We start from the raw sequence: 26,712 nt of genomic DNA, 5'->3' as shown, positions 1-26,712 counted from the left end.
ACAGCGCCAACGACGGCGCTGTTGAGGAAAAGATGAAGTTTGTGTCGGATGCACGCTAATCTGGTGAATAGACTTTCGAGACCACTTTGCCCTCCTTGAGGTGGAGCAGGATGCCCTCGCAATTCACCGAACTGTCGGAAACTTCGGGATGCATGAAAAACGTCAGGCTCTCGACCTCATCGACGATGATGCGGGGTTTCTGACGCGGACCGCTGTCAGGATAAAGTTTCGCCTGCACCGTCAGCACCTCATCGCGCGTCATGCCGAGCTGGATGCCGTCATAGAAGGCCTTGTAGCTACGAAAGCGTGCATCCACCCACTCGGGATACATTGTCAGCACCACCAGCCCCGCCGGTGCCAGCGTCAGGACGGCGATGAGCACCAGCAGCACCTTCAGACCCGCACGACGCACGTGAAAGACCGTGACCATCAAGATCAATGACGCCACGATGCCCAACACGGCCAGCACGACGATGGGATGGATGGAAGAATTCATGTGGAATGCTCCCATGCTGTGCCAGTGATTGCCCAAATTGCGATAAAAAAGGCAGAGCACGACGCACCTCGCGGCCTAAGCGGCCATGATCATGCCTTTTCTTGCGCCGGAGCATCGCACGGCACCACGAGCACCGGGAAAGGCGCGCGTTTCAGGACGTCCGCAGTCACGCTGCCAATGAACAGGTTGTAGAGAGCGCTGTGGTGATGCGAACCCATGATGACGAGATCGGCGTTCAATCGTGGTGTTTCAGCCAGGACGGTCTCCGCCACTGGGCCCTTGAATTGCAGCGCGCGAGCATCCACCCCGAGCTTGGTCAATGATTCCACAAGCCCGTCGAGCTGTCTCTGGTCCGCTAGAATGGTTTCCGGCGAGGGTTCGATCGGAATGGGTGGAACTTCGCCGCCGTAAGTGGCAACCGGCATTTCGCGAAGCACCACGTGCATCAAAACCACCTGACTGCCGAGGGCGGATGCCAGGGCATGGGTTTGCTTGAGCACCTTGGATGAGGCATCGGTGAAGTCCACCAAGGCAACGATGGTTTTCATGGGGTTGTCCTCCTGCTTATACAAACGTAAAACAGCAGATGCCGGATGTGAAAATCCATCATGGGAGTCCGGGCGGGCCAGTTCCACCGGGCAGGACTTTTCCGAAAACGCTCGAAAATGTGACCGGCACCTGTGCCACCGCAGTCACCAGTAAAACATCTGACACTCAAAGAAGAGCTGTGAGGCGTATAATGAGGACGTTCACTGCGATAGAACGCCTCACTCCTCCATCTTCATCGCCAACGAAATCAGACAGCCTGCTCCAGTCTTTCCTCTTTCAGCCATGCACCCTGCAGACTCCGCCGCCAAGTTTCAAGACTCCGTCAACGCCTCTGGAATGACGGTGGAGGGTCTCGACGCAGCGAAGGCTCTGGCACGGATGCTGGCCTTCTACCACGACGTACGTGCGGAAAACTGCATCCAGGACGAGGAGGGGGACACGCTCCTCTTCCAATGGAGTACGTATGACCAAGGCCAGGGGCCGAATTTCCAACTGGAGCTGACGCGTCAGTTCATCGAGCCCGGTGATGAGGATGAGGACGGCATGAGCCAGCTCTCACTGACATTGCAATACGCGTCCACCGATGGTCTGCTGACACTGGGGAAAGGCGGGCACCAATGCGGTTCACCGGCAGGACTGGCGGTATTTGAAGCCGCCGTCCTCGCAAGCCAGGCTTATCGCGCCGTCACACCGCTCAAGCCCCAAAAGGTGTCGCTGCTGTGGTGTCTGGTGTGAGACACGGGGCAGGCACGGCATTTTGAATGCCTGGAGATAAGCCCAACCCGGGAGGCATCGAAACGCGTATCATCCAGCGGGGCGCTGAAAGGCCGACAAACCACCCCCTCAAGCTATGAAAACCATTCTTGCCCTCATCGATTTCTCAGATGTCACCCCGAAGATCGTGGAGCACGCACATGCTCATGCGAAAGCTTTTGGCAGCGACATTGTTCTCATGCATGTCGTGCCGCCGGAGCCTCTGGTGGTGGATTTTGAACCTCCCGCCGTCCCCCCGGATATCTTTAAGGAAAGACAGCGGGCACTGCTCGCCATGCGTGACTCCCTGATGGAGCAAGGCGTCAACGCGACGGCGCAACTGTTTGGCGGCCTGCTGCTGGAAACCGTTCTGGCCCAGATCAGACAGCTCAATCCAGATGTCATCATCATGGGATCGCACGGGCACGGTGCGCTGTACCATCTGATCGTCGGCTCGGTCACGGAAGGGATCATCAAGCACGCCGCCCGGCCCGTGCTGGTCATACCAAGCATGCCTGCGCCTGAAACCACTCCTCTCAAGGCAGCCGCCAAGAAAACCCGGCGCAGCATGAAGACTGGCACGCTGATCGGCGCGTTGGGTGGAACACCTGCCCCTCTTTGACTGCTTGGACGTAAGTACAAAACGTTAGGAGGCTGTCACAGCAGGTGCGCACATCCTCGCGGGGTCGAGTGCTTCATTCAGTTCGGTTTCGGTGATGCCAAGTTCGCTCAGGCGATCCATGCAGAGAGTGCGCACGGGGATGCCGGTCTTCGCACTCTCTTTCGCTATCACCGCGGCCTTGTCGTAGCCGATTTTTGAGTTCAGTCCGGTGACCATCGCGAGGCTATATTCGATCAAGTCGTTGCAGCGCTGTTTCCTGGCCTCGATGCCGACGACACAGCGTTCGCAGAAGATTTTGGAGGCGTTTGTCAGCAGTTCGATGCTCTCCAGCAAGGCGGCGGCGAGGGCGGGCATCATGACATTGAGCTCAAAATTGCTGCCAGCGGCGGCACACCAGGTGACGGTGGCGTCGTTGCCGAAGACCCGCGCGCAGACCTGCATGAGACTCTCGCACATCACCGGGTTCACCTTGCCGGGCATGATGCTGCTGCCGGGCTGGGTGGCAGGCAGTGCGATCTCGCCGATGGCGCATTGCGGGCCGGAGCCGAGCCAGCGGATGTCGTTGGCGATCTTGAAAAGACTGGTGGCGATGGTTTTCAACTGGCCGCTGACTTCGACGAGGGCGTCTTTGGAGGACTGGGCTTCGAAGTGATCCTTCGCCTCGCGGAACGGAATGCCGGTCTTCTCCGCGAGCAATGCGATGGCCTTCGCGGGGAAGTCAGGGTGACCATTCAGCCCGGTGCCGACAGCGGTGCCACCGAGAGGAAGCTCGGCGATGGCCTTGAGGGCTTTATGAACGCGGTCCACGCCGTGTTCGACTTGTCGCGCGTAGCCATTGAACTCCTGGCCGAGCCGCACAGGCGTGGCGTCCATGAGATGGGTGCGGCCGATCTTGAGCACGTCCCAGAATTCCTCCCCCTTCGTCGTCAACGCGACCTGGAGTTTTTCAAGGGTGGGGAGAAGCTTGTTCTGCAGCTCCTGCGCGACAGCCACATGCATGGCAGTGGGGAAGGTGTCGTTGGATGACTGCCCCATGTTCACATGGTCGTTCGGGTGGACGGGATCCTTCGCTCCGATGGGTTTGCCAGCCAACTGGCACGCGCGGTTCGAGATGACCTCGTTCACGTTCATGTTCGTGCTCGTGCCGGAACCGGTCTGATAGATGTCGAGCACGAAATGGGCGTCGAGTTTCCCTTCCGCCACTTCGAGCGCGGCCTGTTCGGTGAGTTCCGCCTGGTCCTTCGGCAGGAGTCCCAGCTCGTGATGCACACGAGCTGCGGCCCACTTGATGAGACCATACGCATGCACGATGGGATAGGGCATGGGCCGCCCGCTGACGGGGAAGTTCAGTACGGCGCGTTGTGTGCTGGCCCCATACAAGGCGTCCACCGGCACGGACATCTCGCCCATGCTGTCTGTTTCGATGCGCGTGCTCATGCCAGACTATGCACGCAAGAAAACGAAAGATAAAATGCCGATGAGGTTCTGATTTGCGCGCAGCACAATCGCAGATGGCAGCTTTCTGGCTGTGTTTTTATTTTGAATATGTCTTGCCTGCGGATGGGTGGCGATGCGGTGCCCGCTCGTATTATTTGGCGTAAAAACACTCTTGCTATGAAAACGCTCTTACTTTGCACTCTACTCACATCATCCTCATTGGTTTCCTGCACCAGCGGACCCCGTGCCCGTGAGGGAACTGTCATCGGTGCCCTCGGCGGAGCAGCCGTGGGCGGACTCGCTTCCCGAAGCCTCGGCGGTGCCGCCGTTGGCGCTGGCGTCGGTGCCCTGGCTGGGAACGTGATCGGTGGCTCGATGGACAGACGTCGCCGCTAATTGATCCGCGACGTTTAGTTCAGCCAAACTGGGATCGATAAAGAATAGCATCCACTGTCTTGCCACGGTGGATGTTTCTTTGCCGTCGTGTGGCCCCTCGTCGGTGCGCTCGCTCTACTTCAGCTCGCCAAGCACTCGCTTGATGTCAGCGGCCTGCTGGTCGGTGCTGGCTTGGTAGTCCTGCCAGACGACCTTGCCGTCCTTGATGAGGAAGCAACTGCGCTTGGCGAGCGAGAGCGCTCCTTTGAGCATTTTCTCCACCTTGAAGGCGGCGACGATCTTGCCCTCGGGGTCGGCGATGAGGTCATAGGGCAGCGTGAACTTGTCCTTGAACTTTTTCTGAGCGTCCGGCTTGTCGAAGGAGACGCCGAGTACCTGCACGCCGTCCTTGGTCAGATCCGCAAAGGCGTCGCGCAGGGAGCAGGCCTGCTTAGTGCAGCCGGGGGTGTCAGCCTTCGGGTAGAAAAAGACAACGATGGGGCCTTTCTTGTACACGTCGGCAAAGTTGACGGTGGCGCCGTCTTGATTGATGCCGGAGACGGCGGGGGCGTCGTAGTTGACCTTTTCACCTTCTCCGGCGACGGCGGTGCCAAAGAGAGCGTTGAACAGGGCGGTAAGCATAAGGAGGCGCGTTTTCATGAGGATAACGTAAAGACTGGGTTATTCGATGCTGGCTTTGAGACCGGGGATGGCACTGGCGAGTTGTTTTACGCCGGCCTTGGTGGCCTTGGACTGCCAGAGATAGACATTTTTGAGGCTTTTGATTTTGGCGAGGTGCTTCAATCCGGCGTCGGTGATGTCGGTTCCGTAGAGATTGAGGCTCTCAAGCTTTTTGAGCCCGATGAGTGCTTCGAGACCAGCGTCCGTGATTTTGGTCTGGCGCAAATCGAGGGAAACGAGGCGGGGAAGCTGCGCGAGGGTCTTCAAGGCACCGTCGGTGATGATGGTGCGGCCGAGATCGAGCTGGACGATGTTTTCTTTGATCGGCAGAATGGCGACGACTTTGGCGTCATCGCACTTGGAGACGCCGGTCAGGAAATCGACGCGCACGAGCGGGCTTTCGACTTTTACCGGGGCAACTTGGGCACCGGCGGCCTTCGCCTTGGCGAGAAGGTCATCGGAGAGTGGCTTCACTTCTTTTTCGAGGCTGGCGTAGAACAAATCGTGAGGGCGGGGCTTGAAGGGCTTCGCCGACTCGGTCTGGGCACCGGCGGGCATGCCTGCCACACTGCCGACCCAGCCGCCGAAATTCGCGCCTTCCTCGATCCAGGTTTTGAGCAGCTTGATCTCCGCAGGGGTGAGATCCTCGCCTTTGGACGGCATGTGGCCGTCGTCATCCTTCGGCAGCATGACAGACTCGTAAATGCCGCTCTTGTCAGGAGCACCCGGCGTGAGCACAGGGCCGTTTTCGCTGCCTTTCAGGATGGCCCAGGAGGCATCGAGGCGCAGGCCAGCCTTGGGTTCCTTTTTTTTACCGTTCTCTTCGAAGGGAGCCTTGTGACACTCGATGCACTTCTTGGTGATGACGGGAAGCAGGTCTTTTTCAAAGTTTACCGCCGCAAATGCGGAGGACACGGACAGGCAGATGGCGACAAATAGTGTGAAACGAAACGCAGGAGTGGACATGTGGTTGGGGAGGGTGATAGAACTAAAAATAATTGCGAGGCGCGTCTGCCCGCCAAAATAGGGGCAGGGATAACGCTTGCCTGCCTGTCTTGTTTCAGAGAAATGATGAGCAACCCAACTACCAATCATGAGCACGCCCACCTCCGCCCAAATCGAAGCTGATTCGGTCCTTCGCCGCAGCACTTTGGCCATTGTCATGGGCGGCGGAGCCGGGACGCGGCTCTTTCCGCTGACCAAGGATCGCGCGAAGCCCGCCGTACCGCTCGCCGGCAAGTATCGCCTCGTCGATATTCCCATCAGCAACTGCATCAACTCCGGCCTGCGTCAGGTCTATGTGCTCACGCAGTACAACAGCGCCTCGCTCAACCGCCACCTCTCGCGCACCTACCGCTTCGACCAGTTCACACGGGGGTTTGTCGAGGTGCTCGCCGCGCAGCAGACGCCGGAGGGCGAGCGCTGGTACCAGGGCACCGCCGACGCTGTGCGGCAAAATCTGCGCTACTTCCTCGATGGCGGACACGACTACTTCCTCATCCTCAGCGGTGACCAGCTCTACCGCATGGATTTCCGCAAAGTGATGCGCGAGCACCTCGCGCATGAGGCGGATCTCACCATCGCCACGCTACCGGTGAACGCGACGGACGCGACCGGCTTCGGCATCATGCACTCGGATGAAAACGGCCGCGTCTATGAGTTCGTCGAGAAACCCAAGGATCCCGCCGTGCTGAAGAAGCTCAGTATGCCGGTGGAGACCTTGCGCAAAATGGGGCTGCCCACCGACGAGCCACGGTTTGAGGCTTCCATGGGCATCTACCTCTTCAACCGTCAGGTGCTCGAAGAGTGCCTGGACAACACGCACAACGACTTCGGCAAGCACATCATTCCCACGGCGATCAAAGACCGCCGTGTGCACACCTACAACTTCCAAGGCTACTGGGAGGACATCGGCACCATCCGTTCCTTCTTCCAGGCCAATCTGGATCTCTGCAAACTGGTCCCGCAGTTCGATTTCTTCGACTCCACCGCCCCTATCTTCTCCCACTCCCGTGCGTTGCCCGCCACGAAGATCAACGGTGCCACCATCCATCACGCGCTCATCGCCGACGGCTGCATCGTCACCGATGCCCACATCGAAACCGCCGTCATCGGTGTCCGCTCCAAGATTGAGCCCGGCGCGACGATCCGCGACACCATCATCATGGGTGCCGACTTCTACGCTGGAGCCGCCGGCACAGACCCGGACCGTCCGCCGCCCGGCATCGGCCGCAATTGCCGGATCGAGCGTGCGATCATCGACAAAAACGTCCACATCGGTGACAACGTCGTCATCACTCCTGAAGGCAAGCCCAGCGAGATGGACGGCGACAACTTCTACATCCGTGACGGCATCGTCTGCATTCCCAAGGACGCCATCATTCCGGCGGGTACGTGGATCTGACGGGGTGCCCGCCAAAATTTCATGCTTCACAAGCACGGCACGTTACGTTAAAACGCCGCCATGAAGCATGCATCCTGCGTTTTCCTTGTTCTCGGACTGATCCTCGCCACGGCGAGCGCGCAATCGTCTGAACTCCGCACCTTCACCAACACCCAGGGCAAGGCGATCCAGGCGAAACTCGTCGGCACCGCAGGAGATCAGGTGACGATCGAAATGGCCGGCGGCCAGCGCTTCACGCTGGGGATTAACACGTTTTCGCCTGCGGATCAGGAGTATGTGAAGAAATCCTCTGTTTTGAAATTCAACGGCCCGAACGACAAGCTGGACCCGGCAGTCGTGAACGAAGTTGTCGGCCTGCCGTTGTTCGCGGACGCGATGCTGTGGCAGACCAAGGCGGACGAAGTGGCAGGCAAGCTGGAACTCAAGAAAGAATCAGAGACCAAGGTCTCCAGTAGTTTCCGCTCCTATCCCAAGGACACCTTCCGCATGTTCGGCGCCCGGCCCTACTCCGTGGCGCTCTATGCCGCCGACGGACTGACGACCAACCTCTCGCTGGTGTTTGCCAACAAGGGCGACCTCTTCGGCATGGACGGCGAAAACAACAATCGCGTGGACCGCAACACGCCCAAAGCCCAGGCCCTGGCGATCTTGGAAAGGGCCATGAAGGCGGATGTGGCGGCCATCACCGCGAAGCTCTCCGAGAAGCTGGGCGAACCAGTGAAGCAGCGTTTTGGCGACGGCGAGGCACGCGACACCATGCTCCGCTGGGACTGGCGCGGTCACTCGATCCTGCTGCGCGAGCAGGAGGGCGAGTATGTTGGCGTGGAGCTGGTGACCACCGAAGTGTCCGACGCTGGTGGCAAGGTCAAAATGACCGGTGACAAAATCATCCGTGATCGTGCCCTGGCAAATGTGGAGAAGCGCCCGAACGGCGATGTCGTGATCAGCGAGATCCCGATGGTGGATCAAGGACCGAAAGGCTACTGTGTTCCCGCCACGGCGGAGCGTGCGATGCGTTACCTCAGCGTTCCCGCGGACATGTATGTGCTGGCGATGGCTGGCGAGACCAACATCGGCGGCGGCACCAGCGTGCAGATGCTGCTGGAAGGCGTGCGCAGCGACATCCGCCGCAAAGGCCGCTCGTTCGACTCCTGGCAGAGCGAGTTCAAGCTCAAGGACTTGCAAAAGTACATCGACAAAGGCGTTCCGGTGATCTGGGGTCTCTACAGTACGGATGCCTTCAACGATCTGGCCAACAAGCGCACCAAAGACCGCCAGGACATGACCGATTTGACCGCCTGGAAGGCCAAACTGGCCGAAACCAATGGCGCGGCCACGCTTCGCAAAGAGAAGGACCAGGGCCACGTCGTCCTCATCATCGGTTACAACAAAGAGACCAACGAAATCGCCTTCAGCGACAGTTGGGGCGAACGCTACAAGGAGCGCTGGATCACCATTCCTGAAGCGGAGATGATCTCTCAGCAGGAATACTGGGTCGTGGGGTTTTAATTCGCGCTGTAAACGGAGAACAAACTCATGCTCGTTTGATCCGTCTCACAACCCGTGAGACGGCGAACATCAAGACTATGATGATGCTTCCAAGAACCAGCCATTCGGTCCAGGTAAGCACTGATTTACTTCGCTCTTCCTCACGCAATTCACGTTCGTAGGCCACGCGTGCGGCCAGTTCCGGATACATCCTCGGGCTTGCCGTCTTCCAAACAGCAAGATCCGCGTCCGTGAGGAGAGAGCAGTCCAAACCCGTGCGCCTCAAGATCTCGGGCAACGACTGGTTTTCTGCGTTCAACACGATCACGGCATCACTGCCGATGGCCACATTGTTTTCATAAAAGTGAACCAGCAGCACCGCCTTCTGGCCCGCTCGCAGGTGACGGTAATCGCCCCAGCCTGGATCGATCTGCTCATAAAGATCATGAGGATGCTCTTTGCTCAATCGAACCGTCGTGGCCGCATGGAGCTTTGGGCTTTCCCGATCACCTCCTGAATGCGCAAAACGCACGACTCCTTCAGAAGAGCCTTGCCCGGCGATTGAATCACCTCCGACTCAGCCTGCACGACTTCGGCAATCACGATGACATCAGCAGCCGTGATGTGGCCCTCAAACCAGGTCGTGCATGGAATCTCCACCTCCTTGGAAGCGGCTCCAAGTGGAACCATCAGCAGCAAGACCAGCCAGCGCATGACATCACCCTCGCAGCGCCCGCTGGCGCAGAAAGTGATCCGCCAGCACCAGATGCACCATCGCCTCGACCATCGGCACGGCGCGTGGGAGAACGCAGGGATCGTGGCGGCCTCTGGCGGAGAGCGTGGTGTCCTCGCCAGTGTTGGTCACGGTCTTCTGCTCGCGCAACACGGTGGCGGTGGGTTTGAAGGCGACGCGGAAGACGATGTCCTCGCCGTTGCTGATGCCGCCCTGGACGCCGCCGCTGCGGTTGGTTCGAGTGCGGACGTTTTCTCCATCCATGTAGAACTCGTCGTTGTGCTCCAGACCGGTCATTTTCGAGCCTGCAAAACCGCTGCCGATTTCAAAACCCTTCGTTGCCGGCAGGCTGAGCATCGCCTTGGCCAGATCGGCCTCCAGGCGGTCGAACACCGGTTCGCCAAGGCCGGGCGGCACACCACGCACGACGCATTCGATCACACCACCGACGCTGTTGCCCTCGCTGCGTATGTTTTCGATCAGGGCGATCATTTTCTCCGCTGCGGCGGGGTCGCAGGTGCGGACGATGTTGGATTCAATGACAGCGGAATTCAGTGCGGCACCGGTCGGAACCTCAGCGTGGATGTTCTGCACCGTTTTGACGTAGGCGAGGCATTCGTAGCCGGAAATCGAGTGCTGCAGCACCTTGCGGGCGATGGCACCGGCCGCGACGCGGCCAATCGTTTCACGCGCGCTCGATCTGCCGCCGCCCGAGACGGCGCGGATGCCGTATTTGGCGTCGTAGGTGTAATCAGCGTGGCTGGGCCGGTACGCCTGCTGCATTTCGGTGTAGGCCGAAGGGCGCTGGTCGGTGTTGCGCACGAAGATTCCGATCGGCGTGCCGAGCGTCTGCCCGTCGAGCACGCCAGAGAGGATTTCGGCTTTGTCGTCTTCTTTGCGTGGCGTGACGATCTTGCTCTGGCCGGGACGGCGACGGTCGAGTTCTGCCTGGATGTCCTCCACCGTCAGAGGAATGCGCGGCGGGCAGCCGTCGATGACGACGCCGACGCCGGGGCCGTGGGATTCGCCCCAGGTGCTGATGCGGAAAAGTGTGCCGAGACTGCTGGACATGAGACCGCATCATGGCCGGGGATGAACGTGCTGCAAATATCTCGTGCTCGCCTGCGCCGATGATTCACGCCTCCACCGGCTTCTCCGTCATCGGGATGGCATCCTTCGCCGGAGCGGGGGCCATCCAGGTGCTGAACTCGGCTTTGAGCCAGACCATGATGCCGTCGAAGAGCAGGCGGCCCGCCGAAGTGTCGGGGGACATGCTCATGCGCGGTGCAAGGAAGTGGCCGTGATTCTTGCGCCCGTAGATGCCTTTGCGCACACGCTCCTGCGCGATGCAGACGAGGCGGCGGTTGTAGAAGGCCATGAACCTGCCGAAAAAAGCCCCCACCGGACCGTCATAGGGCATCAGCGTCCATTCGAGCGCGGGATTGGTGTAAACACCGCGCACCGGGCCGAGAAAGTAGGTCGCGAGGTCCATCAGGAAGGCGGCGTGCATCAGTTCCGCGTCGCCGAGGTAGGTGTACTTGTCTTTGTAGAGCGCCTCGAACCAGGTGCGGTAGCTGCGCGGGTAGGCCGTGTTCAGGTAGTCGGTGATCATCTGCGTGTCCTCACCGGCGAGATTTTTACGCACGAGTTCGCTGGCGGCGAAGACCGTGTAACCGCAGAAGTCGAGGCCCTGGCTGTAGAGCGGGTCCATGAACCCGGCAGCGTCGCCGACCATCACCCAACGGTTCCCGGCGATGTATTCGGCGTGGTAGCCGAGGTTCTTGTAATAGAACGTGTCGTCCGCGTCCGGGATGGCGTTTTCAAACATCAGCCTGCCCACAGGATGGCTCACCAGATGCGCCTGGAGCCGGGTGACGAGGGACGGCCCTTCCGGCAGCGTGTACAAACGACGATCCCAGGTGACACCGGCGCTGAAGCTGCCATCCGACAACGGAATGATCCAGCACCACCAGCCGCGGCCCATGAGGTGATTGGTGGCCGTGGTGCGGATGCATTTGGCCTCTGTCGCGAGCTTCGGAAACATCTTGCGGCTCTTGAAGCTGTCGAGGTCATTGACGTTGCGGAAGCGGCACCAGACCGAGGAGGTGGGATGCTCGTCGCCGATGGAGTGGTGAATGCCGAGCTTTTTGGCGAGTAAGGCAGCTTTGCCGGAGGCGTCGATGAGCCAGCGCGTGGTGATGGTGCGCATCTGCCCTTCCTGCGGCATGATTTCGAGCGTGTGCGGTGCCTCGCTCTCGGACAGTGTGATCAATTTGATCGTGGCTGGCCGCAGCAGCTCGCAGCCAAAATCGCAGGCTTCTTGGAGCAGATGCTCATCCAGAATCGAGCGGTCGAGCTGAAAGGTCGCCAGACGCGACTGGAAGCGCGGGCCGATCTCCGTGAGATCATCGACGGAGTCTTCGGGCGTTTTGCAGAACCACATGCGCAGGCCGTGCTTCTGGTAGTGTTTGGCACTCAGGTGGCTGGACTGGTGCAGGACGCGTGTGAGGAAGCAGCCGGCGACCTCGGAGGTGCTTTCGCCCACCTTGCGGTCGAAATGCACGGTGCGTTCGACGATCAGCACACGCATGTCGGGATGGTCGCGTTTCAGCAGCATGGCGGCCGCCGCGCCCGAAAACGCCCCGCCCATGATGACCACGTCGTAATCGGCTGCAGGTGTCGTCATGGCGTGAGAGGTGAAAAAGTCAGTTGTCGGAGGCGGTGTGACGGTCGAAACAGAACGCCTCCCGCCTACCCTTGTCCGCGTCTAAATAATGCCATCCGCCGAAACTGCAAGCCACCAGCCGCAGACGCACGCCGCCCCTGCACGTATGGGCCTGCATGCGGCGTTCTGGACGCGTCTGATGCTGTTTATGATGCGCTGGTTGCCCGCTTTTGTGATCACGGCGCTCGTTTATCCAGTGACGGCGGTGACTTATCTGCTGGCGGTGCCGCAGCGTGAGGCGGTGCGTGCGAATCTCAACGCCCTCATGCCGGGCCGGGGTTCCAGCGCCCTGGCGGGCTTCCAGGTGTTCCTCCAGTTTGCGCTGACCTATCTGGACCGGCTGTGGCATCTGCATTTCCAGCGTGAGGTGAATTGGGAAATCATCGGCAAGGAGGATTTCGAGGCGCTGCAAAAGACGGCGGGAGGAGCGTTGGTCTTTACCGTGCATTCCGGCAACTACGACATCGGCGCCGGGCTGTTCGCACGCAAGTTTGGCCGCCCGATCCACACCGTGCGCATGCCTGAGGCCACGGCATCGCTGCAAAAACTGCGCGAGGAAGAACTGCGCGAGGAGGAGCGCCGCCACCCGCATCTGCACGTCCATTACAACGAACCCGGCGGCCACCTCGGCATGGAACTCTGCCGCAAGCTGCTCGCCGGCGAGGTCGTCTGCGTCCAGGGCGACCGCGTTATGGGCGATGTGGCACCCACGCACGCCAGCATCGACGGTGTGACCTATCTCATTCCCCGTGGACCGCTCGTGCTGGCTGAAGTGACCGGCGTGCCGTGTTACCCCGTCTTCTTGAGCCGTCGTGGTCGGCTTGCTTATCGCATTGAAATTGGCAAGCCGTTCCATCCAGGCGGGCGCAAGCCCAAGGCGGCCGAAGTCAGCGCCGCCTGGGTGCCGGTGATGCATGATTTCCTCTCACGACACTGGGACCAATGGTTTGTGTTTGAACCGCTCGTCACCCGCGATCCGGCATGAATGCAGAATCACGCCATCGCTGCCTGCAACGCGCGTATCTTCGCTTCGCCATCTCGTTCACGCCGCTGCTGATCGTCGGCTGGCTGGTCTGGCAGGGGTGGGTGGGCGCGGCGGTGTTTTTGTTCTGCACCGTGCTCACCACCATCACGATCGGCACGTTGGTGCCGCGTTGCGCATTGTTCGGCCGCATGATCAAACGGCTGCCGCAGGCTGGAAACCGCGCGCTGCTCACCATCGACGACGGCCCGCATCCACAGCACACACCCGCGATTCTCGACATCCTCGACCGTCACCACATCAAGGCGATTTTTTTCCTCATCGGTGATCGGGCGGCACAGCATCCCGAACTCGTGCGTGAGATCGTCGCGCGCGGTCATGAGGTCGGCAATCACACGCAGACGCATCCCGCCACCACCTTCTGGGCGCTGCGCCCGGCAGGCTTGTGGCGCGAGATCGCCGGCTGCCAGGAGACGCTCACCTCCATCTGCCCGGAACATCCACCGCGCTTCTTCCGCCCGCCCGCCGGTCATCACAACATGTTCACCGCCCTCGTCGCGCAGGCGTTGGGCCTGAAGATGATGCTCTGGGATGCGCGAGGATTCGACGGTGTGATTCAAAACGTGCATTTCGTCACGCAACGCATCCGCAACCGGCTGAAACCGGGTTCCATCGTCCTGATTCATGAGGCCACGCCCATCGCCATCGAAGTCGCGCAGTCCGTGGTGGCGTTGTTGGCGGAAAGCGGCCTGGAATGTGGCACGGAGCCGGGCGCGCTAACGTTCAGCAACGATGAGGTGGTTGTTGAACGGCGTTCCGCCCCATAACGGCTCCGCGCGCACCCGCAGCCCGGCGGAACTGAGCACGGACTCGAACAAAGCACGGTCGGGATAGCAAACAGGCGCCGCCTTCATCCAAAACGTCAGCTTGGCGAACCAATCACCCGCCACGGTGATGCGGAAACGCGTCGAATCATCCGCCAGACAACTGCGGATGATCAATTTCCCTCCTTCCTCCACTCGGGCCGCCGCCGCGTGCAGCAGCGTCTCCTGCTCCACACGCGTGAAGAATTGCAGGATGTCGAGGATCACCACATTTCCGCCAAAATCCGGCAGTCCGGTGCGCGCATCGCCTGCCATGAAGCTCAAACCCGCATAACCACCCTGCCCTGTCATGACTTGCGCACTGGCGATCTTCCGCGTGTCGTAATCAAAGCCGATGATGTCCGGCGTGAAGCCGGATTCACGCAGATAAAAGGGCAGCAGGCCGAGGCCGCAACCAATGTCGAGCACCGGCAGCGCTGATCCGGCCAGCTCACGTGTCACCGCCGTATAAACCGGGTCTGAACGCAGCTTCATCGCCGTGTAACAGCGGTCCCAGCGCTTGGCGCTGAGCGAGGCGATGTGTTTCAAGGCGGCGGCAGGCAGCGGGGTATTCATGATTTTCCAATCCATCTACGCGGCACTTCCCACGGTGCCAGCAATGAGCAGGCTTTGGTTTTGAACGCGGCGTCGATCTCCGCCTGTGGCACATCGAGTTCGGCCACGATATCCTGACAGCGCTCGGGATCACGGCTCGACGCCCCTCGAATCGTCACCCTCGGCAGCTCTGCGGCACGCTTGATCTTTTCGCCGATCTCGGCCGGGCTCAGCTTGCGGCCGGCCACGTTGATGCCGCCTCCGATGCACTGTTCGAACATCAAGCGCTCTCCACTCGGGTCGATCTGGTCGCTGGTGGTGAAAAAACCGCCGCCATAGCGCTCCTCCGGCAGCAATTCATCGTACCCAAGGCCCACCGAACTGCTGGTGACGACCAGGCGGCCTTTATGATCCGTCTGTGTCTGCACACCGGGCAGGAGTGAGCCGAGATCACGCGCATCACTGCGCAAAACGTCCGAATCATCCCACGACACCGCCCCGCATTCGCTCGTGCCATACAGGTTATGAATCTTCAGCCCGTGCTTCTCCAGCGCAAGACGCTCCAGTTCGAGTGTGAGCGGTGATCCGGCGGAAATCGCAAGGCTGACATTGCCAAACCGCACCTCGCCCATCAGCCAGGCCTTCCACAAGGCCGGAACGCCCGGCAGAAAGACACGCGCGTGATGTTTCATCGCCTCCATCAACGGTTGGGCAAACGGCTGCGGCGCAAAACAAGTCGGCACGCCGTTGAACAGCGTTTGCAGCACCGTCATCGTCAGGCCGAACGAGTGCGCGCATGAAATCGCCGCCACCCCCACGCCGTGCGCGCCAAGATCGAGCGCCGCATGCAGGCGGTCCACATCGGCGGCGATTTGATCGAGCGTGAAGAATTGGCAGCGACGCAGACCAGAACCACCGACGGTTTGTTTGATCAGTGCGGTGCCTGCGGGCGGTGGAATGGACGGAACACGGCGCTGACGGTCTTTTTCCACCAGATGCACCGACACGTCGTGGAGAAACCCGGCCAGCAACGCACGCAAAACCTCCGGCGCATCGCCCTGCACCAAAACGTGATCCCCAGCAGGCTTCATCGCCCGTGCTTCGTCATCAAGCTGGCGGAAGGTCGTGGCGCTGCCGTCGGCTAGATACAGGGCCGCCTGCGCGCCGCGCTCTGCCACAATACGTTCCCAGCGTTCACCAAACATTTGCAGTCCTTGCGACGAGGCGTAATCCATGTCCTGCGTCGTGCCGTAGAATGAACACTTGCGTGGGCAGTTCAACCACCGTGCGCGACGAATCTCACCTGTTTCCAATCTTTTCTTCCGTGCCGCCACCCCCACGCCAGCGCATCGCCATCACCGGAGCCGGGATTGTTTCGCCGCTGGGCCTGGGCTGGCAGGCGAATGAGCAGTCGTTGGCGGCGGATCGCATCGCGTTCCGGCCGGTCGAGCTTTTCGACACGACCGGTCTCATCGCCAAAACTGCCGGGGTGGTCGATGTGCCTGCGGAAAACCTGTTTCACCGTGTTTCCGCGCACAAACAGGCCTTCGTCGATCGCGGCACGCGCATGCTGCTCCTTGCCATCCGCGAAGCGCTGGCCCAGGCCGGGCGTGAAACCATGGACGGCATCGACGCGATGGTCATCGGCACCTCCGCCGGGGCGATGCCGCTGGGCGAGGCCTATTTCGAAAACGCGCGCCAGGATGCAGGACGTGTCCCCTCCCAGCTTTCCCGTGCGGAGCATTACCAGCCACAGCGCCAGATGAGCAGCATCGCCGCCGAATTCGGCTGGCGTGGCCCGGTCATCATCGTTTCCAACGCCTGCGCCTCCGGTGCCAACGCCATCGGCTGGGCGGCCGACATGATTCGTTCTGGCAGGGCCAAACGCGTGATCGCTGGCGGCTACGATGCGCTCGCAAAACTCGTGTTTTCCGGATTCGACAGCCTGCACGCCCTCGCCCCCAGCGGCATTCCACGCCCCTTTGATGCGCAGCGCGATGGCCTCGCGCTGGGTGAAGGTGCCGCCGTGATGCTGCTCGAAGCCGAGGATGCGCGCCAAAGCGACGCGCTGGGAGATGTGGCCGGCTATTCGACCGCCACCGACCTGCATCACCTCACGCAGCCCGACCCCGAGGGAAAAGCCGCGATCCGCACCATGACGAGCGCCTGCGCCCAGGCCGGTGTTTCTCCGGCGCAAATTGGCTATGTGAACTCCCACGGCACCGGCACGCCCTTCAATGACGTGGCCGAAGCCGCCGCCATCGCCGCTTGGGCGGGTGATGCTGTGAAAAACATTCCCGTCAGTTCCACCAAATCGGCGATGGGTCATCTCCTCGGCGGTGCCGGAGCAGTCGAGGCGGTGATCTGCCTGATGGCGTTGCGCGGCCAATGGCTCCCCGCGAGCCTGAACGTGCGCGAGGTCGATCCCGCCGTGTGCTTTGACCTCGTGCAAAAATTCCGCCAAGCCCGTTTGGAGCATGCGCTGACCAATTCCTTCGGCTTTGGCGGCACAAACGCGACCCTCGTCCTGCAAAGGAGGACCGCATGAACACGAGCGACATCCATATTCGCGGTGTTGGAGCCGTGAGCGCCGCAGGCTGGAGCGCCGCTGACCTGCTCAAGGCCGTGCGTGCTGGAACGCCGCTGCCAGCCACCGGCTGCGCACGTCCCGGCGATGAGCGCACCTGGCCCTGCGAGACGCGCCTCGTTCCCGCCGTGCCGCCGGAAAAGATCTCGCGTCATCCACGCCTCCGCCGCTCAAGTGCCATCACGCGCTACTCGGTGGCCGCCGCACTCGAGGCGCTGGCCGATGCCGGGCACGACCCTGCGGCTCCGCCACAGGGGCTGGGCATCCTTTTCATCATGATGAACGGCTGTGTGAACTACACAGGCCGCTTCTACCACGAGGTGCTGCAAAATCCCGCGCAAGCCAGCCCGCTCATCTTCCCGGAAACCGTGTTCAACGCACCTGCCTCGCACCTCGCCTCCTTCCTCGGCATCGACGGTGCGGTCAGCACGCTCGTGGGCGCGCCGAACACGATCATGGAGGCGCTCGACACCGCCACGTTCTGGATTCACAGCGGCCTCGTCGAGGAATGCCTGCTCATCGCCGCCGAAGAGTGCGACTGGCTCAGCGCCGAGGCGCTCACCTATTATCACCCACAGCTCATCGCGTCCGAAGGAGCAGGTGCGCTGCTGCTCTCCGCCAGCAGTGGCGGCCCGCGTGTGCGTGATGTGATCGGCCCGCTGGCCTATCTTTCCTGGCAAGAACGCTGCGCCTTGCTGCCGGAACTTGCGGCACAAACACAGGCAAAGCTCCGCGAACCAGCCACCCTCATCGACGACCGCACCGGCATCTCCAAACTCGACCGTGCGGAGACAACCGCGTGGTCTGGGAGCCCATGGCAGACCGTGCTCAGCCCGAAGCTCGTTCTGGGCGAGAGCATGGGCGCCAGCGCGGCCTTGCAGCTTGTGCTCGGAACTCTGGCAACACGTGAAACGCAGCAGCCTGTGGTCATTTCCATGCCCGGCGCCAACACGGCGGCCTACGCGTGCGTGTTGACGCCATGACTCACTTCGGCGGCGCTCCACCCGGCGCCATCGGCATCTTCATTTCACTATAGCCTTCCGGGGCGGTGAACTCCTTGGCATCCACCTCCTGCTCCTTCGCGGAAATGAGCTGAGTGACCATGTTTTTGCCCATCATCGTCATCTCCGACTTCACCACCATGCCGCTGAAATCAGACGCCTGAGGTGCGAGACCGGCCATCGCGTTGCCCATCGCCTTGCCCAGCTTGTCATTGATCGCGTTGATCTCCGCGAACTTCGGAAAGTCCTTCGCCACCCAAAAGCGCCCTTTGCCGAGCTGGCCTTCCCAGGTGAAAATCTCGGCCTCCCAGTCGCCGATCTTTTCTTTTTGCCCCGTCGCCACCGGCTTGGTGGCCGGCTGCTTGTCGAGCGGGGCCGAGGCCTTGGCCGCCATCTCCAGCGCCGTCTTCATCGTCGCCAGATCCATCTTCATGAGCACTTTCTGCGTGTGCATGAGCATCATCATGCCCTCCGCCCCCACCATCACGCTCATCTGCGTCCCCACATCCACACGCGCCTGCTCGCCTTTGATCTTCGTGACCGTCTCCTTCTCCTCACCAGCGGTGTTGGTCTTCTGAATGATGACCCAGTCCGCACGAGCGAACGCGACAGTGCAAAACAGGACGGCGAGAACGCGAATGGAGGTTTTCATGATGCCTTGAGGCTACCCCATGACTGTTTGTGCGGTCAATCCTGATCATCTCCGGTCTTGAACGGCGTTCATCCACTCCGCATGATCGTTCTTTCCGCATGAGCCGCCTCCTTGCCTTCATCCGCCATCACCTTGCTGGTTCCGGCATGCTCGTCGCGCTGCTGCTGCTCTGCGCCTTCTTCAGCATCGTCACCTGGACTGAGCAACATCCGCAGGACGCGGCGGCGGCGAAACAACTGGCCGCACAGATCGCTCCCAATGCCAAAGTGCTCATCGTCGTGCGCCCGCAGGCCGAGGACATCGCCTTTGCGGAAGCTCTGAACGCCGCGCTCGGCTCTCGTGGCGAAATCGTGAAGGGCGAGCCAAAAGACGCCCGTGTCGCATTGCAACGCGCCGCAACCTCCGGCGGGCTCGATGTCATCGCCTGCAATCACGCCACGGCCTCCTGGCTCGTGTTCAGCGATCTCGCCACCGACTTCCCCGCGCTCAAGGACGCTCGCGTGCTCAAACCGAGATCGCAGGCATGGCCGAACTTCCTCAAAGCGGACAACCTGCTCAACATCGCCAATCAAATCGCCGTCATCGCCATTCTCGCCATCGGCATGACACTGGTCATCATCACCGGTGGCATTGATCTGAGCGTGGGCAGCCTGATCGCTCTCTCCGCCGTCGTCACGGCGATGATCGTGCGCGATTGTTTTGAAGGCACGAGCGCGAGTGTGATGGAAATGTTCCTGGCAGGCCTCGGCGGCATCGCCTTGTGCGGCGTGTGTGGCTTGATCTCCGGCACCTTCATCACACGCCTGCGCATGCCGCCCTTCATCGTCACACTGGCCATGATGCTCGTGAGCAGCGGTCTCGCGTATCGTCTGGCGGAGAATCAATCCGTCTATCAGGTGCCGGACTCCTTCGTCTGGCTCGGTCGTGGGTCCGACCTTTTCGGCCTGCCGAACGCCGTCGTGCTCATGCTGCTGCTTTACGCCGCCGCGCATGTCGTGATGACTCAAACCAGCCTCGGCCGTCATCTTTACGCCGTCGGTGGCAACACCGAGGCCGCGTTCCTCTCCGGTGTACCGGTGAAACGCGTCATTCTCATCGCCTACATCCTCTGCGGCCTGCTCGCAGGCCTTGGCGGTGTGGTCACGGCATCGTTGCTCAAAAGCGGATCGCCCACCTACGGCCAGATGTATGAACTGTATGTCATCGCCGCTGTCGTGGTCGGCGGCACGAGTCTCAGCGGCGGCAAAGGCACCATGTCCGGCACCTTGATCGGCGCTTTCATCATCGCTGTGATTCAAAACGGCATGAACCTCACCAACGTCGAGAGCAACACCCAGAAAATCGTCCTCGGACTCGTCATTCTCAGTGCCGTGCTCGTGGATCGGGTGCGAAAGTGAAACTCATCATCCCATGTTCAATTCCTGGTTCCCCGAATCTCAAGACCGCCTCCCGCTGACCTGGTGGAAGCAGCACCCCGTCTATCTCGCCGCAATCATCGCGCTCGTCGGTGCCGCGAGCATGATCGTCACCGCCGTGCTCGGCTACGGCGTCATGGCGCACCTTGTCTTCACCTTCGACAGTACCTTCAACCAGCTCCATCTCTGGACGCCGCTGACCTACGTCATCGTCAATCCACCCAGCCTGTGGATTCTCATTGGCTGCTACCTGCTCTGGAATTTCGGCGAGGCCGTGGAGCGCCATCTCGGCCGCCGTGCCTTCGTGCGCCTGCTGGCCTTGCTTTTGCTGGTCTCACCGCTGCTGATCACTTTGTTTGGCCTCGCAGGTGTTCGCGGTTTCGCCTGCGCAGGCATAATGCAGCTCGAGTTCGGCGTCTTCATCGCCTTCGCCACGCTTTATCCGCGTGCGAAAATCAGCATCATCATCCTCACCATCGACGCCTGGGTGCTTGCCGCTATCTTCGTCGGTCTGAATGCCCTCAGCAGTCTCGCCGCACGCGACTGGGCCTCCCTGCTCCTCCTCGCCGCCAACGTCGGCACCGCCTACGCTTTCATCCGTTACGAAACAGGCGAGTTGAAGCTGCCCTCGATGCCCAAACCCTCTCCCAAGGCCAAAAAGCCCGCGAAAAATGCCACTCCGACCGTCGATGACATCCTCGACAAAATCAGTCGTCAAGGCATGCAAAGCCTCACCGCCGAGGAGCGCCGCATTCTGGACAAGGCGAGCGATGAAATGAAACGCCGCGCCGGTTAGCGCAGCACCACCCGGCACGGTGCCCCGTCCGCGCCTTCGAGTTTGATCGGTAGGCAGATCAGCTCGTAGTAGCCGGGCTTGATCTCGGCCAAGTTGAGGCCCTCGATCACCCAGATGCCCGCGCCGAGCAGGATCTGATGCGTTTCGACAACATCCTTCCCATGACCGCCGATGCTGAGGTAATCGACCCCGACCGTCATGACCTCGTGATCGACGAGGTATTGCGCGGCGTCGGCGCGGATGGAGATGAAGTCTTTGTCGAACTCGTTCATCGCCCAGCTCCGTGTTGAATTGCGCGTCTTGAACAACACACGCTGCCGGGGCGAGAGTTTGAGCTTCTTCAAATCATCCACCGTGATCTGCATCTGATCCTCGCACTCGATCTCAAACACGCGGCAGCGGCCGATCACCGCCTCGAATGGCATCTGCTCCATCGTGATGCCATCCGCGATGAAATGCCGCGGCGCGTCCATGTGCGTGCCGGTGTGGGCGCTCATGCTGAGGTGAGTCAGGTTGCACACCGCGCCGTCTTCCATGCGGTTCACGCGCTTGATGTGGCACTCGGGATCACCGGGCCAGGTCACCATGCCGTCGCGCAGCGACACGGAGACGTCTTTCCAAGGGCGTTTCATAGGCAATAAATACGACACAACCTGCATTATTGACACACTGAAAGACAGCTTTAACAGCGAGCCCCTGGATATCGGGGCGGCAAGCGACGGCGCAAGAGCGGGCTGAAGCTGCCCGTTTGCATGCGCATGCCCCAGCCTTCCACGCTTCCTCGCCGCCAGTTTGTCAAAACCGCCGCCGCAACGGTCTTCGGCTTCCAAATCGTCCCGCGTCACGTCATCGGCGGCCCCGGCTTCACGCCGCCGAGTGAAAAGGTCAACCTCGGCTGCATCGGCATCGGCGGACAAGGCGGCGGCGACATCCGCGACCTGGATGAGTCCGGCCTCGCCAACATCGTCGCGCTTTGCGATGTCGATCTCGATCACGCCGCCGGCACGATCAAAAAATACCCCGGAGCGAAGCTCTACCGCGATTACCGCGAACTCATTGAGAAGCAGAAGGACATCGACGCCGTGCTCGTCGCCACGCCGGATCACGTGCATGCGCCCGCGAGCATCATGGCGATGCGGGCGGGCCGTCACGTTTATGTCGAGAAGCCGCTTGCCCATACCATCGCCGAAGCACGTGCGATGCGCGATGTCGCGAAGGAAACCAACCGCGTCACACAGATGGGCAATCAGGGCCACGCCAGCGAAGGCATCCGCCTCACTCGCGAGTGGATTCAGGCCGGTGCCATCGGCAAAGTCACCGAAGTGCATGTGTGGTCCGACCGCCCTGGCAAATTCTGGGATTCCCAAGGCAAGGCCTATCCCACCGACACGCCACCGCTGCCGAAGAACCTCGATTGGAACCTCTGGCTCGGCCCGGCGAAGGAGCGCGCCTATCACCCCGACTTCTGCCCGCGCAAATGGCGCGGCTGGTGGGACTTCGGCTGCGGTGCGCTCGGCGACATGGCCGTGCATAACGCCGATCCCGCCTTCTACGCGCTCGATCTCGACGCGCCCGACTGGGTCGAGGCCGAAAACGGCCCGAACAACAACCAGTCCTTCCCAGTTTGGAGCATCATCACCTACCACTTCCCCGCCAAAGGCGACCGCCCCGCCGTGAAAATGGTCTGGTATGACGGCGGCAAGCTACCACCACGTCCCGAAGGCCTCGAAGAAACCCGTAACCTCGGCGACAACGGCATCTATTTCGTCGGCGACAAAGGCTGCATCCTCGCCGGTGGCTGGTCCGGCACTCCACGCATTGTGCCCGAGTCGAAAATGCAGCAGTTCGTCATCCCCGCCAAAACGATCCCGCGCTGCCTGAGCGGCCATCGCAAAGAATTCCTCGAAGCCTGCAAAACCGGCAAACCCGAGGATGCGAAGAGTGGTTTCTGGTATTCTGCCCCCTTCACCGAATCGTTGCTCGTCGGTCTCCTCGCCGTGCGCTTCGGCAAACGCGTCGAATGGGACACGAACGCGCTCAAATCGCCCAACACGCCCGAAGCGGACGCGATCATCCACAAAGCCTATCGCGCAGGTTACGGCATCTGATCACGCCAGCAACTTCGGCACCAGCTCGCCATGCACGTTCGTGAGGCGCATGTCGAGTCCTTGGAACTTCACGGCGAGTTTCGTGTGCTCGAAACCGAGCAGATGCAGCAGGGTGGCGTGCAGATCGTGAACGTGAACGGGATCTTCCGCGACGTTGAAACCAAATTCATCGCTCTGACCGAGCGTGAAGCCCGGTTTCATGCCGCCGCCGGCAAACCACATGCTGAAGCAATTCGGATGATGGTCGCGCCCATCGCTGCCCCCCTGCACCATCGGCGTGCGGCCAAATTCGCCGCCCCAGATGACGAGCGTGTCCTCCAAGAGACCACGCTGCTTCAAATCGCGCACGAGCGCGGCACAGGGCTGGTCGGTGAGGCCACATTGATCCTTCAGGCCCTTCACCAGACCGCCGTGATGATCCCACGCCTCATGAAAAAGCTGCACAAAGCGCACACCGCTCTCAATGAGCCGACGCGCGAGCAGACAGTTGTTCGCGAACGATGCCTCGCCAGGCTTCGCGCCATACATGTCGAGGATGTGTTTCGGCTCTTTCGAGATGTCCATCAGCTCCGGCGCGGTCTGCTGCATGCGATAGGCCAGCTCGAAGCTGTTGATGCGGCTGGCGATCTCGGGATCGCCCACGATGTTGAGCCGCTCCTCATTGAGCTGCTTCAAAACATCCAGCGTGTCGCGCTGAGTGGCATCATCGACACCCTGCGGATTGTTCAGGAACAACACCGGTTCGCCGCTGCTGCGGAAGGGCACGCCTTGATAAACCGTTGGCAAAAAGCCGCAGCCGAAGTTGCTCATGCCGCCGCTGGGGCCCTTCTGGCCGCTTTGCATGACGACATAGCCGGGGATGTCCTGATTCTCCGTGCCCAGTCCGTAAAGCGTCCATGCGCCAAAGCTCGGCCGACCAAAGATCTGCGAGCCAGTGCTCATCAAGATCTGCCCCGGCGCATGATTGAAGGCGTCCGTCTTCATCGAGCGCACAATCGTCAGATCGTCGGCAATCTTCGCCGTGTGCGGCAGTAGCTCGCTCAATTCCGCGCCGCTTTGACCATGCCGCGCGAATTTGAACTTCGGCCCGAGCAGCTTGCTGTTCGGATTGATGAACGCGGCACGATAGCCCTTGAGCAAATCCGGCGGCGGCAGTTTGCCGTCCCACTCCGCGAGTTCGGGCTTGTTGTCGAACAACTCCAGATGACTCGGCGCTCCGCCCATGAACAGGTAGATCACGCGCTTCGCCTTCGCCGGGTAATGCGGTTTCTTGATCGCGAGCGGATTCACCACCGCCGGAGCCGCCTTCACGGCCAGATCCATCGCCGCGATGCTCGCCAGCCCCACACCGCACTCTTTGAAAAACCAGCGGCGGCTGCGGTAGCGGGCGTATTCGGCCTGAAGTTCTTGGCGGAGGTTCATAGTGGCAGTCTGGCATGAAAATCGTCGTCTGACGATGCTGTCTATCCCCAGCGGCACGAGAACACATCAGGGGAGGCGGCTTTGTCCATGCAAACGCATTGAAATGAAGGATCGACAAACATGCCGCCGTTCTCAGCGCCCCATGAAGCTCCTCAGCATCCTCCTTTCAGCTTTCAGTTTTCAGCTTTCAGCTTTCGCCGCTGACCGCCCCAACATTCTCTGGCTCACAAGCGAGGACCACGGCCCGCACATGGGCTGCTACGGCGACACGTTTGCCACCACGCCGAATGTCGATGCGCTTGCCGCCAAGGGCATGCTCTTCAAGCGCGTGTGGTCAAACGCCCCCGTCTGCGCCGCGGCACGCACAACGCTCATCGCCGGCATGTATCCGCCTTCGACGGGCGGCGAGCATATGCGCAGCATGACGCAGATGCCGAAGGGCACGAAGATGTATCCACAGTTCCTCCGAGAGGCCGGCTACTACTGCACCAACAACAGCAAGGAGGACTACAACCTCAAGAAGCCCGAAGGCGTGTGGGATCTGTCGTCCGGCAACGCGCATTGGAAGAACCGCAAGGATGGCCAGCCCTTCTTCGCGATCTTCAACGAGACCTGCAGCCACGAAAGCCAGCTCCGCAAACGCCCGCACGAGGCGATTCACGATCCGGCGAAGGTCCGTGTGCCCGCGTATCATCCCGATACGCCCGAAGTGCGGCAGGATTGGGCGCAGTATTATGATCAGGTCACGCTGGCCGACGCCTCCGCTGGCAAACGCCTCGCCGAACTCGAAGCAGCCGGTCTCGCTGCTGACACGATCATCTTCTACTACGCCGACCACGGCAGCGGCATGCCGCGCAACAAACGCTGGCCCTGCAACTCCGGCCTCCAGGTGCCGATGGTCGTGTATTTCCCGCCGAACTGGAAACACCTCGCGCCGAAGGAATACGGCGCTGGCTTGAAGTCCGACCGCCTCGTCAGCTTTGTCGATCTCGCGCCTACGCTGCTCAGCATCATCGGCGTGCAGCCGCCGGAGTGGATGCAGGGCCACGCCTTCGCTGGAAAATTCCAAACCGAGCCACAGCCTTTCGTTTATGGCTTCCGCGGCCGCATGGACGAGCGCATCGACACCGTGCGCAGCGTGACGGACGGACGCTTCGTCTATCTGCGCAACTTCATGCCGCATCTCTCCCAGGCGCAGCATGTCAGTTATCAATTTGAGACCCCCAGCACGCGAGTCTGGCGCAAAGCCTTCGACGACGGCAAAGCCACACCCGAGCAGTCCATTTTCTGGAAGGAACCCAAGGACGCCGAGGAACTCTACGACCTGCAAAGCGACCCCGACGAAGTCCACAACCTCGCCGCCAAGCCCGAACACGCCGAAACACTCGCCAAAATGCGCACCGCTCAAGAGAACCTCGCGCTGAAAATCCGCGATGTTGGTCTGCTGCCCGAAGGCGAGATGCACCAGCGCTCCGAAGGCACCACGCCCTACGACATGGGCCACGATGACAAGCTGTATCCCCTCGCCCGCATCCTCAAAGCCGCCGGTAACGCTTCTTCGATGAAGCCCGACGCCATCGCCGACCTCAAAGCAGGATTCGCCGACAGTGACAACGCCATCCGCTACTGGAGCGCCATGGGCATCCTCATGCGCGGCACGACTGGAGTCGAAGCAGCCCGACAGGAATTGGCGAAAGCCGCTCGCGATAGCTCCACGCACGTCCAAGTCGCCGCCAACTGGGCGCTCGCCAAACACGGCAACGACTACGACCGCCCCGCCGCATTGACCAAACTCGTGAATCTCGCCAACTGGAGCCAGCACAACGTCTTCACCGCCATGAGCGCCCTCAACGCCATCGATGACCTCGGCGACAAGGCCAAGCCCATCGCCGAACAACTCAAAACCCTTCCCGCCAAAGGCGAATCGCCCGATGGCCGCTTCGCCGGCTACGTCGCCCGCCTTCTCGCTGGCCTGAACGGTGGGAAACCTGCCTTTGAAGACGCTGGTGAGCCACCATCGAAGAAAAAGAAGGGCAAGGGGAAGAAGTAAGCGTTCAAGTTGCTGAAA

Annotated in this window: 27 protein-coding genes; 13 read left to right on the top strand and 14 right to left on the bottom strand. The window is 61.0% G+C overall.

Features of this window, described 5'->3' with window-relative positions:
* Window positions 1-55: 55 nt before the first annotated feature.
* Both U1A53_RS02495 and U1A53_RS02490 read right to left on the bottom strand, forming a co-directional pair.
* Entirely contained in the window at window positions 56-496 is a 441-nt protein-coding gene (locus U1A53_RS02495) for a hypothetical protein (RefSeq protein ID WP_322278781.1), read from the bottom strand.
* Between the two features lie 89 nt (window positions 497-585).
* Window positions 586-1,044: a universal stress protein gene (locus U1A53_RS02490; RefSeq protein WP_322278780.1), complete on the bottom strand. Its 459-nt coding sequence runs from the start codon at window positions 1,042-1,044 to the stop codon at window positions 586-588.
* Window positions 1,045-1,327: 283 nt separating this feature from the next.
* Between U1A53_RS02490 and U1A53_RS02485 the strand changes: the two genes are divergently transcribed.
* A complete protein-coding gene (locus U1A53_RS02485; protein ID WP_322278779.1) occupies window positions 1,328-1,780 on the top strand; it encodes a hypothetical protein in 453 nt (150 codons plus the stop codon).
* A 115-nt stretch (window positions 1,781-1,895) separates the two neighbouring features.
* The gene (locus U1A53_RS02480; protein ID WP_322278778.1) at window positions 1,896-2,420 is read left to right on the top strand and encodes a universal stress protein; all 525 of its coding nucleotides are present in this window, start codon (window positions 1,896-1,898) and stop codon (window positions 2,418-2,420) included.
* Between the two features lie 24 nt (window positions 2,421-2,444).
* Here U1A53_RS02480 and U1A53_RS02475 read toward each other — a convergent pair whose 3' ends face one another.
* Complete coding sequence (locus U1A53_RS02475) at window positions 2,445-3,857, bottom strand: class II fumarate hydratase (protein WP_322278777.1); 1,413 nt, start codon at window positions 3,855-3,857, stop codon at window positions 2,445-2,447.
* 108 nt (window positions 3,858-3,965) lie between these two features.
* On the opposite strand from U1A53_RS02475, the gene U1A53_RS02470 reads away from it, so the two are divergent.
* Window positions 3,966-4,253 (top strand): glycine zipper domain-containing protein, encoded by a 288-nt coding sequence (locus U1A53_RS02470; protein ID WP_322278776.1) that lies wholly within the window; start codon window positions 3,966-3,968, stop codon window positions 4,251-4,253.
* Window positions 4,254-4,367: 114 nt separating this feature from the next.
* Here U1A53_RS02470 and U1A53_RS02465 read toward each other — a convergent pair whose 3' ends face one another.
* Together U1A53_RS02465 and U1A53_RS02460 are read right to left on the bottom strand one after the other, a co-directional pair.
* Window positions 4,368-4,892 carry a peroxiredoxin gene (locus tag U1A53_RS02465; RefSeq protein ID WP_322278775.1) on the bottom strand — a complete coding sequence of 175 codons (525 nt, stop codon included), beginning with the start codon at window positions 4,890-4,892 and terminating at the stop codon, window positions 4,368-4,370.
* Between the two features lie 21 nt (window positions 4,893-4,913).
* Entirely contained in the window at window positions 4,914-5,879 is a 966-nt protein-coding gene (locus tag U1A53_RS02460; RefSeq protein WP_322278774.1) for a c-type cytochrome domain-containing protein, read from the bottom strand.
* Window positions 5,880-6,006: 127 nt separating this feature from the next.
* Between U1A53_RS02460 and U1A53_RS02455 the strand changes: the two genes are divergently transcribed.
* On the top strand, window positions 6,007-7,317 hold the full coding sequence (locus U1A53_RS02455; RefSeq protein WP_322278773.1) for a glucose-1-phosphate adenylyltransferase: 1,311 nt from the start codon (window positions 6,007-6,009) through the stop codon (window positions 7,315-7,317).
* A gap of 60 nt (window positions 7,318-7,377) precedes the next feature.
* Window positions 7,378-8,826, top strand: a complete 1,449-nt coding sequence (locus tag U1A53_RS02450; RefSeq protein WP_322278772.1) for a C39 family peptidase — start codon at window positions 7,378-7,380, stop codon at window positions 8,824-8,826.
* Window positions 8,827-8,851: 25 nt separating this feature from the next.
* On the opposite strand, the gene U1A53_RS02445 is transcribed toward U1A53_RS02450, so the two are convergent.
* The 4 genes from U1A53_RS02445 to U1A53_RS02430 all read right to left on the bottom strand — a co-directional run bounded on the left by U1A53_RS02445 (window position 8,852) and on the right by U1A53_RS02430 (window position 12,224).
* The gene (locus tag U1A53_RS02445) at window positions 8,852-9,271 is read right to left on the bottom strand and encodes a hypothetical protein (RefSeq protein WP_322278771.1); all 420 of its coding nucleotides are present in this window, start codon (window positions 9,269-9,271) and stop codon (window positions 8,852-8,854) included.
* A complete protein-coding gene (locus U1A53_RS02440) occupies window positions 9,268-9,519 on the bottom strand; it encodes a hypothetical protein (protein WP_322278770.1) in 252 nt (83 codons plus the stop codon). The genes U1A53_RS02445 and U1A53_RS02440 overlap by 4 nt, the downstream gene beginning before the upstream one ends.
* 4 nt (window positions 9,520-9,523) lie before the next feature.
* A complete protein-coding gene (aroC, locus tag U1A53_RS02435) occupies window positions 9,524-10,609 on the bottom strand; it encodes a chorismate synthase (protein WP_322278769.1) in 1,086 nt (361 codons plus the stop codon).
* Window positions 10,610-10,673: 64 nt separating this feature from the next.
* Window positions 10,674-12,224, bottom strand: coding sequence for a tryptophan 7-halogenase (locus tag U1A53_RS02430; RefSeq protein ID WP_322278768.1), 1,551 nt, complete (start codon window positions 12,222-12,224; stop codon window positions 10,674-10,676).
* An 88-nt stretch (window positions 12,225-12,312) separates the two neighbouring features.
* On the opposite strand from U1A53_RS02430, the gene U1A53_RS02425 reads away from it, so the two are divergent.
* Both U1A53_RS02425 and U1A53_RS02420 read left to right on the top strand, forming a co-directional pair.
* On the top strand, window positions 12,313-13,248 hold the full coding sequence (locus U1A53_RS02425) for a hypothetical protein (protein WP_322278767.1): 936 nt from the start codon (window positions 12,313-12,315) through the stop codon (window positions 13,246-13,248).
* Window positions 13,245-14,072: a polysaccharide deacetylase family protein gene (locus U1A53_RS02420; RefSeq protein WP_322278766.1), complete on the top strand. Its 828-nt coding sequence runs from the start codon at window positions 13,245-13,247 to the stop codon at window positions 14,070-14,072. Before U1A53_RS02425 ends, U1A53_RS02420 begins: the two co-directional genes overlap by 4 nt.
* On the opposite strand, the gene U1A53_RS02415 is transcribed toward U1A53_RS02420, so the two are convergent.
* A complete protein-coding gene (locus U1A53_RS02415; RefSeq protein ID WP_322278765.1) occupies window positions 14,022-14,684 on the bottom strand; it encodes a class I SAM-dependent methyltransferase in 663 nt (220 codons plus the stop codon). The genes U1A53_RS02420 and U1A53_RS02415 overlap by 51 nt on opposite strands.
* Window positions 14,681-15,943: an AMP-binding protein gene (locus U1A53_RS02410; protein ID WP_322278764.1), complete on the bottom strand. Its 1,263-nt coding sequence runs from the start codon at window positions 15,941-15,943 to the stop codon at window positions 14,681-14,683. Before U1A53_RS02410 ends, U1A53_RS02415 begins: the two co-directional genes overlap by 4 nt.
* Window positions 15,944-15,987: 44 nt before the next feature.
* Between U1A53_RS02410 and U1A53_RS02405 the strand changes: the two genes are divergently transcribed.
* Both U1A53_RS02405 and U1A53_RS02400 read left to right on the top strand, forming a co-directional pair.
* Window positions 15,988-17,211 carry a beta-ketoacyl-[acyl-carrier-protein] synthase family protein gene (locus tag U1A53_RS02405; RefSeq protein ID WP_322278763.1) on the top strand — a complete coding sequence of 408 codons (1,224 nt, stop codon included), beginning with the start codon at window positions 15,988-15,990 and terminating at the stop codon, window positions 17,209-17,211.
* The gene (locus U1A53_RS02400) at window positions 17,208-18,233 is read left to right on the top strand and encodes a beta-ketoacyl synthase N-terminal-like domain-containing protein (RefSeq protein WP_322278762.1); all 1,026 of its coding nucleotides are present in this window, start codon (window positions 17,208-17,210) and stop codon (window positions 18,231-18,233) included. The genes U1A53_RS02405 and U1A53_RS02400 overlap by 4 nt, the downstream gene beginning before the upstream one ends.
* A gap of 1 nt (window position 18,234) precedes the next feature.
* On the opposite strand, the gene U1A53_RS02395 is transcribed toward U1A53_RS02400, so the two are convergent.
* Complete coding sequence (locus U1A53_RS02395; protein ID WP_322278761.1) at window positions 18,235-18,903, bottom strand: DUF4412 domain-containing protein; 669 nt, start codon at window positions 18,901-18,903, stop codon at window positions 18,235-18,237.
* A 98-nt stretch (window positions 18,904-19,001) separates the two neighbouring features.
* On the opposite strand from U1A53_RS02395, the gene U1A53_RS02390 reads away from it, so the two are divergent.
* The gene (locus tag U1A53_RS02390) at window positions 19,002-20,300 is read left to right on the top strand and encodes an ABC transporter permease (protein WP_322278760.1); all 1,299 of its coding nucleotides are present in this window, start codon (window positions 19,002-19,004) and stop codon (window positions 20,298-20,300) included.
* A gap of 13 nt (window positions 20,301-20,313) precedes the next feature.
* Complete coding sequence (locus tag U1A53_RS02385; RefSeq protein WP_322278759.1) at window positions 20,314-21,114, top strand: rhomboid family intramembrane serine protease; 801 nt, start codon at window positions 20,314-20,316, stop codon at window positions 21,112-21,114.
* Here the strand turns inward: U1A53_RS02385 and U1A53_RS02380 are convergent.
* Window positions 21,111-21,746, bottom strand: coding sequence for a cyclase family protein (locus U1A53_RS02380; RefSeq protein ID WP_322278758.1), 636 nt, complete (start codon window positions 21,744-21,746; stop codon window positions 21,111-21,113). The two genes, U1A53_RS02385 and U1A53_RS02380, sit on opposite strands and share 4 nt — an antisense overlap.
* Before the next feature lie 126 nt (window positions 21,747-21,872).
* Between U1A53_RS02380 and U1A53_RS02375 the strand changes: the two genes are divergently transcribed.
* Entirely contained in the window at window positions 21,873-23,222 is a 1,350-nt protein-coding gene (locus U1A53_RS02375; RefSeq protein WP_322278757.1) for a Gfo/Idh/MocA family oxidoreductase, read from the top strand.
* Here the strand turns inward: U1A53_RS02375 and U1A53_RS02370 are convergent, their stop codons facing one another.
* Window positions 23,223-24,644 (bottom strand): DUF1501 domain-containing protein, encoded by a 1,422-nt coding sequence (locus U1A53_RS02370; RefSeq protein WP_322278756.1) that lies wholly within the window; start codon window positions 24,642-24,644, stop codon window positions 23,223-23,225. It abuts the gene before it with no gap.
* Window positions 24,645-24,786: 142 nt separating this feature from the next.
* On the opposite strand from U1A53_RS02370, the gene U1A53_RS02365 reads away from it, so the two are divergent.
* Window positions 24,787-26,694 carry a sulfatase-like hydrolase/transferase gene (locus tag U1A53_RS02365; protein WP_322278755.1) on the top strand — a complete coding sequence of 636 codons (1,908 nt, stop codon included), beginning with the start codon at window positions 24,787-24,789 and terminating at the stop codon, window positions 26,692-26,694.
* The last annotated feature ends 18 nt before the right edge of the window (window positions 26,695-26,712 follow it).

This window comes from Prosthecobacter sp., from assembly GCF_034366625.1.
Taxonomy (GTDB): Bacteria; Verrucomicrobiota; Verrucomicrobiia; order Verrucomicrobiales; family Verrucomicrobiaceae; genus Prosthecobacter.
This window is presented reverse-complemented; position numbering and strand designations above follow the sequence as displayed.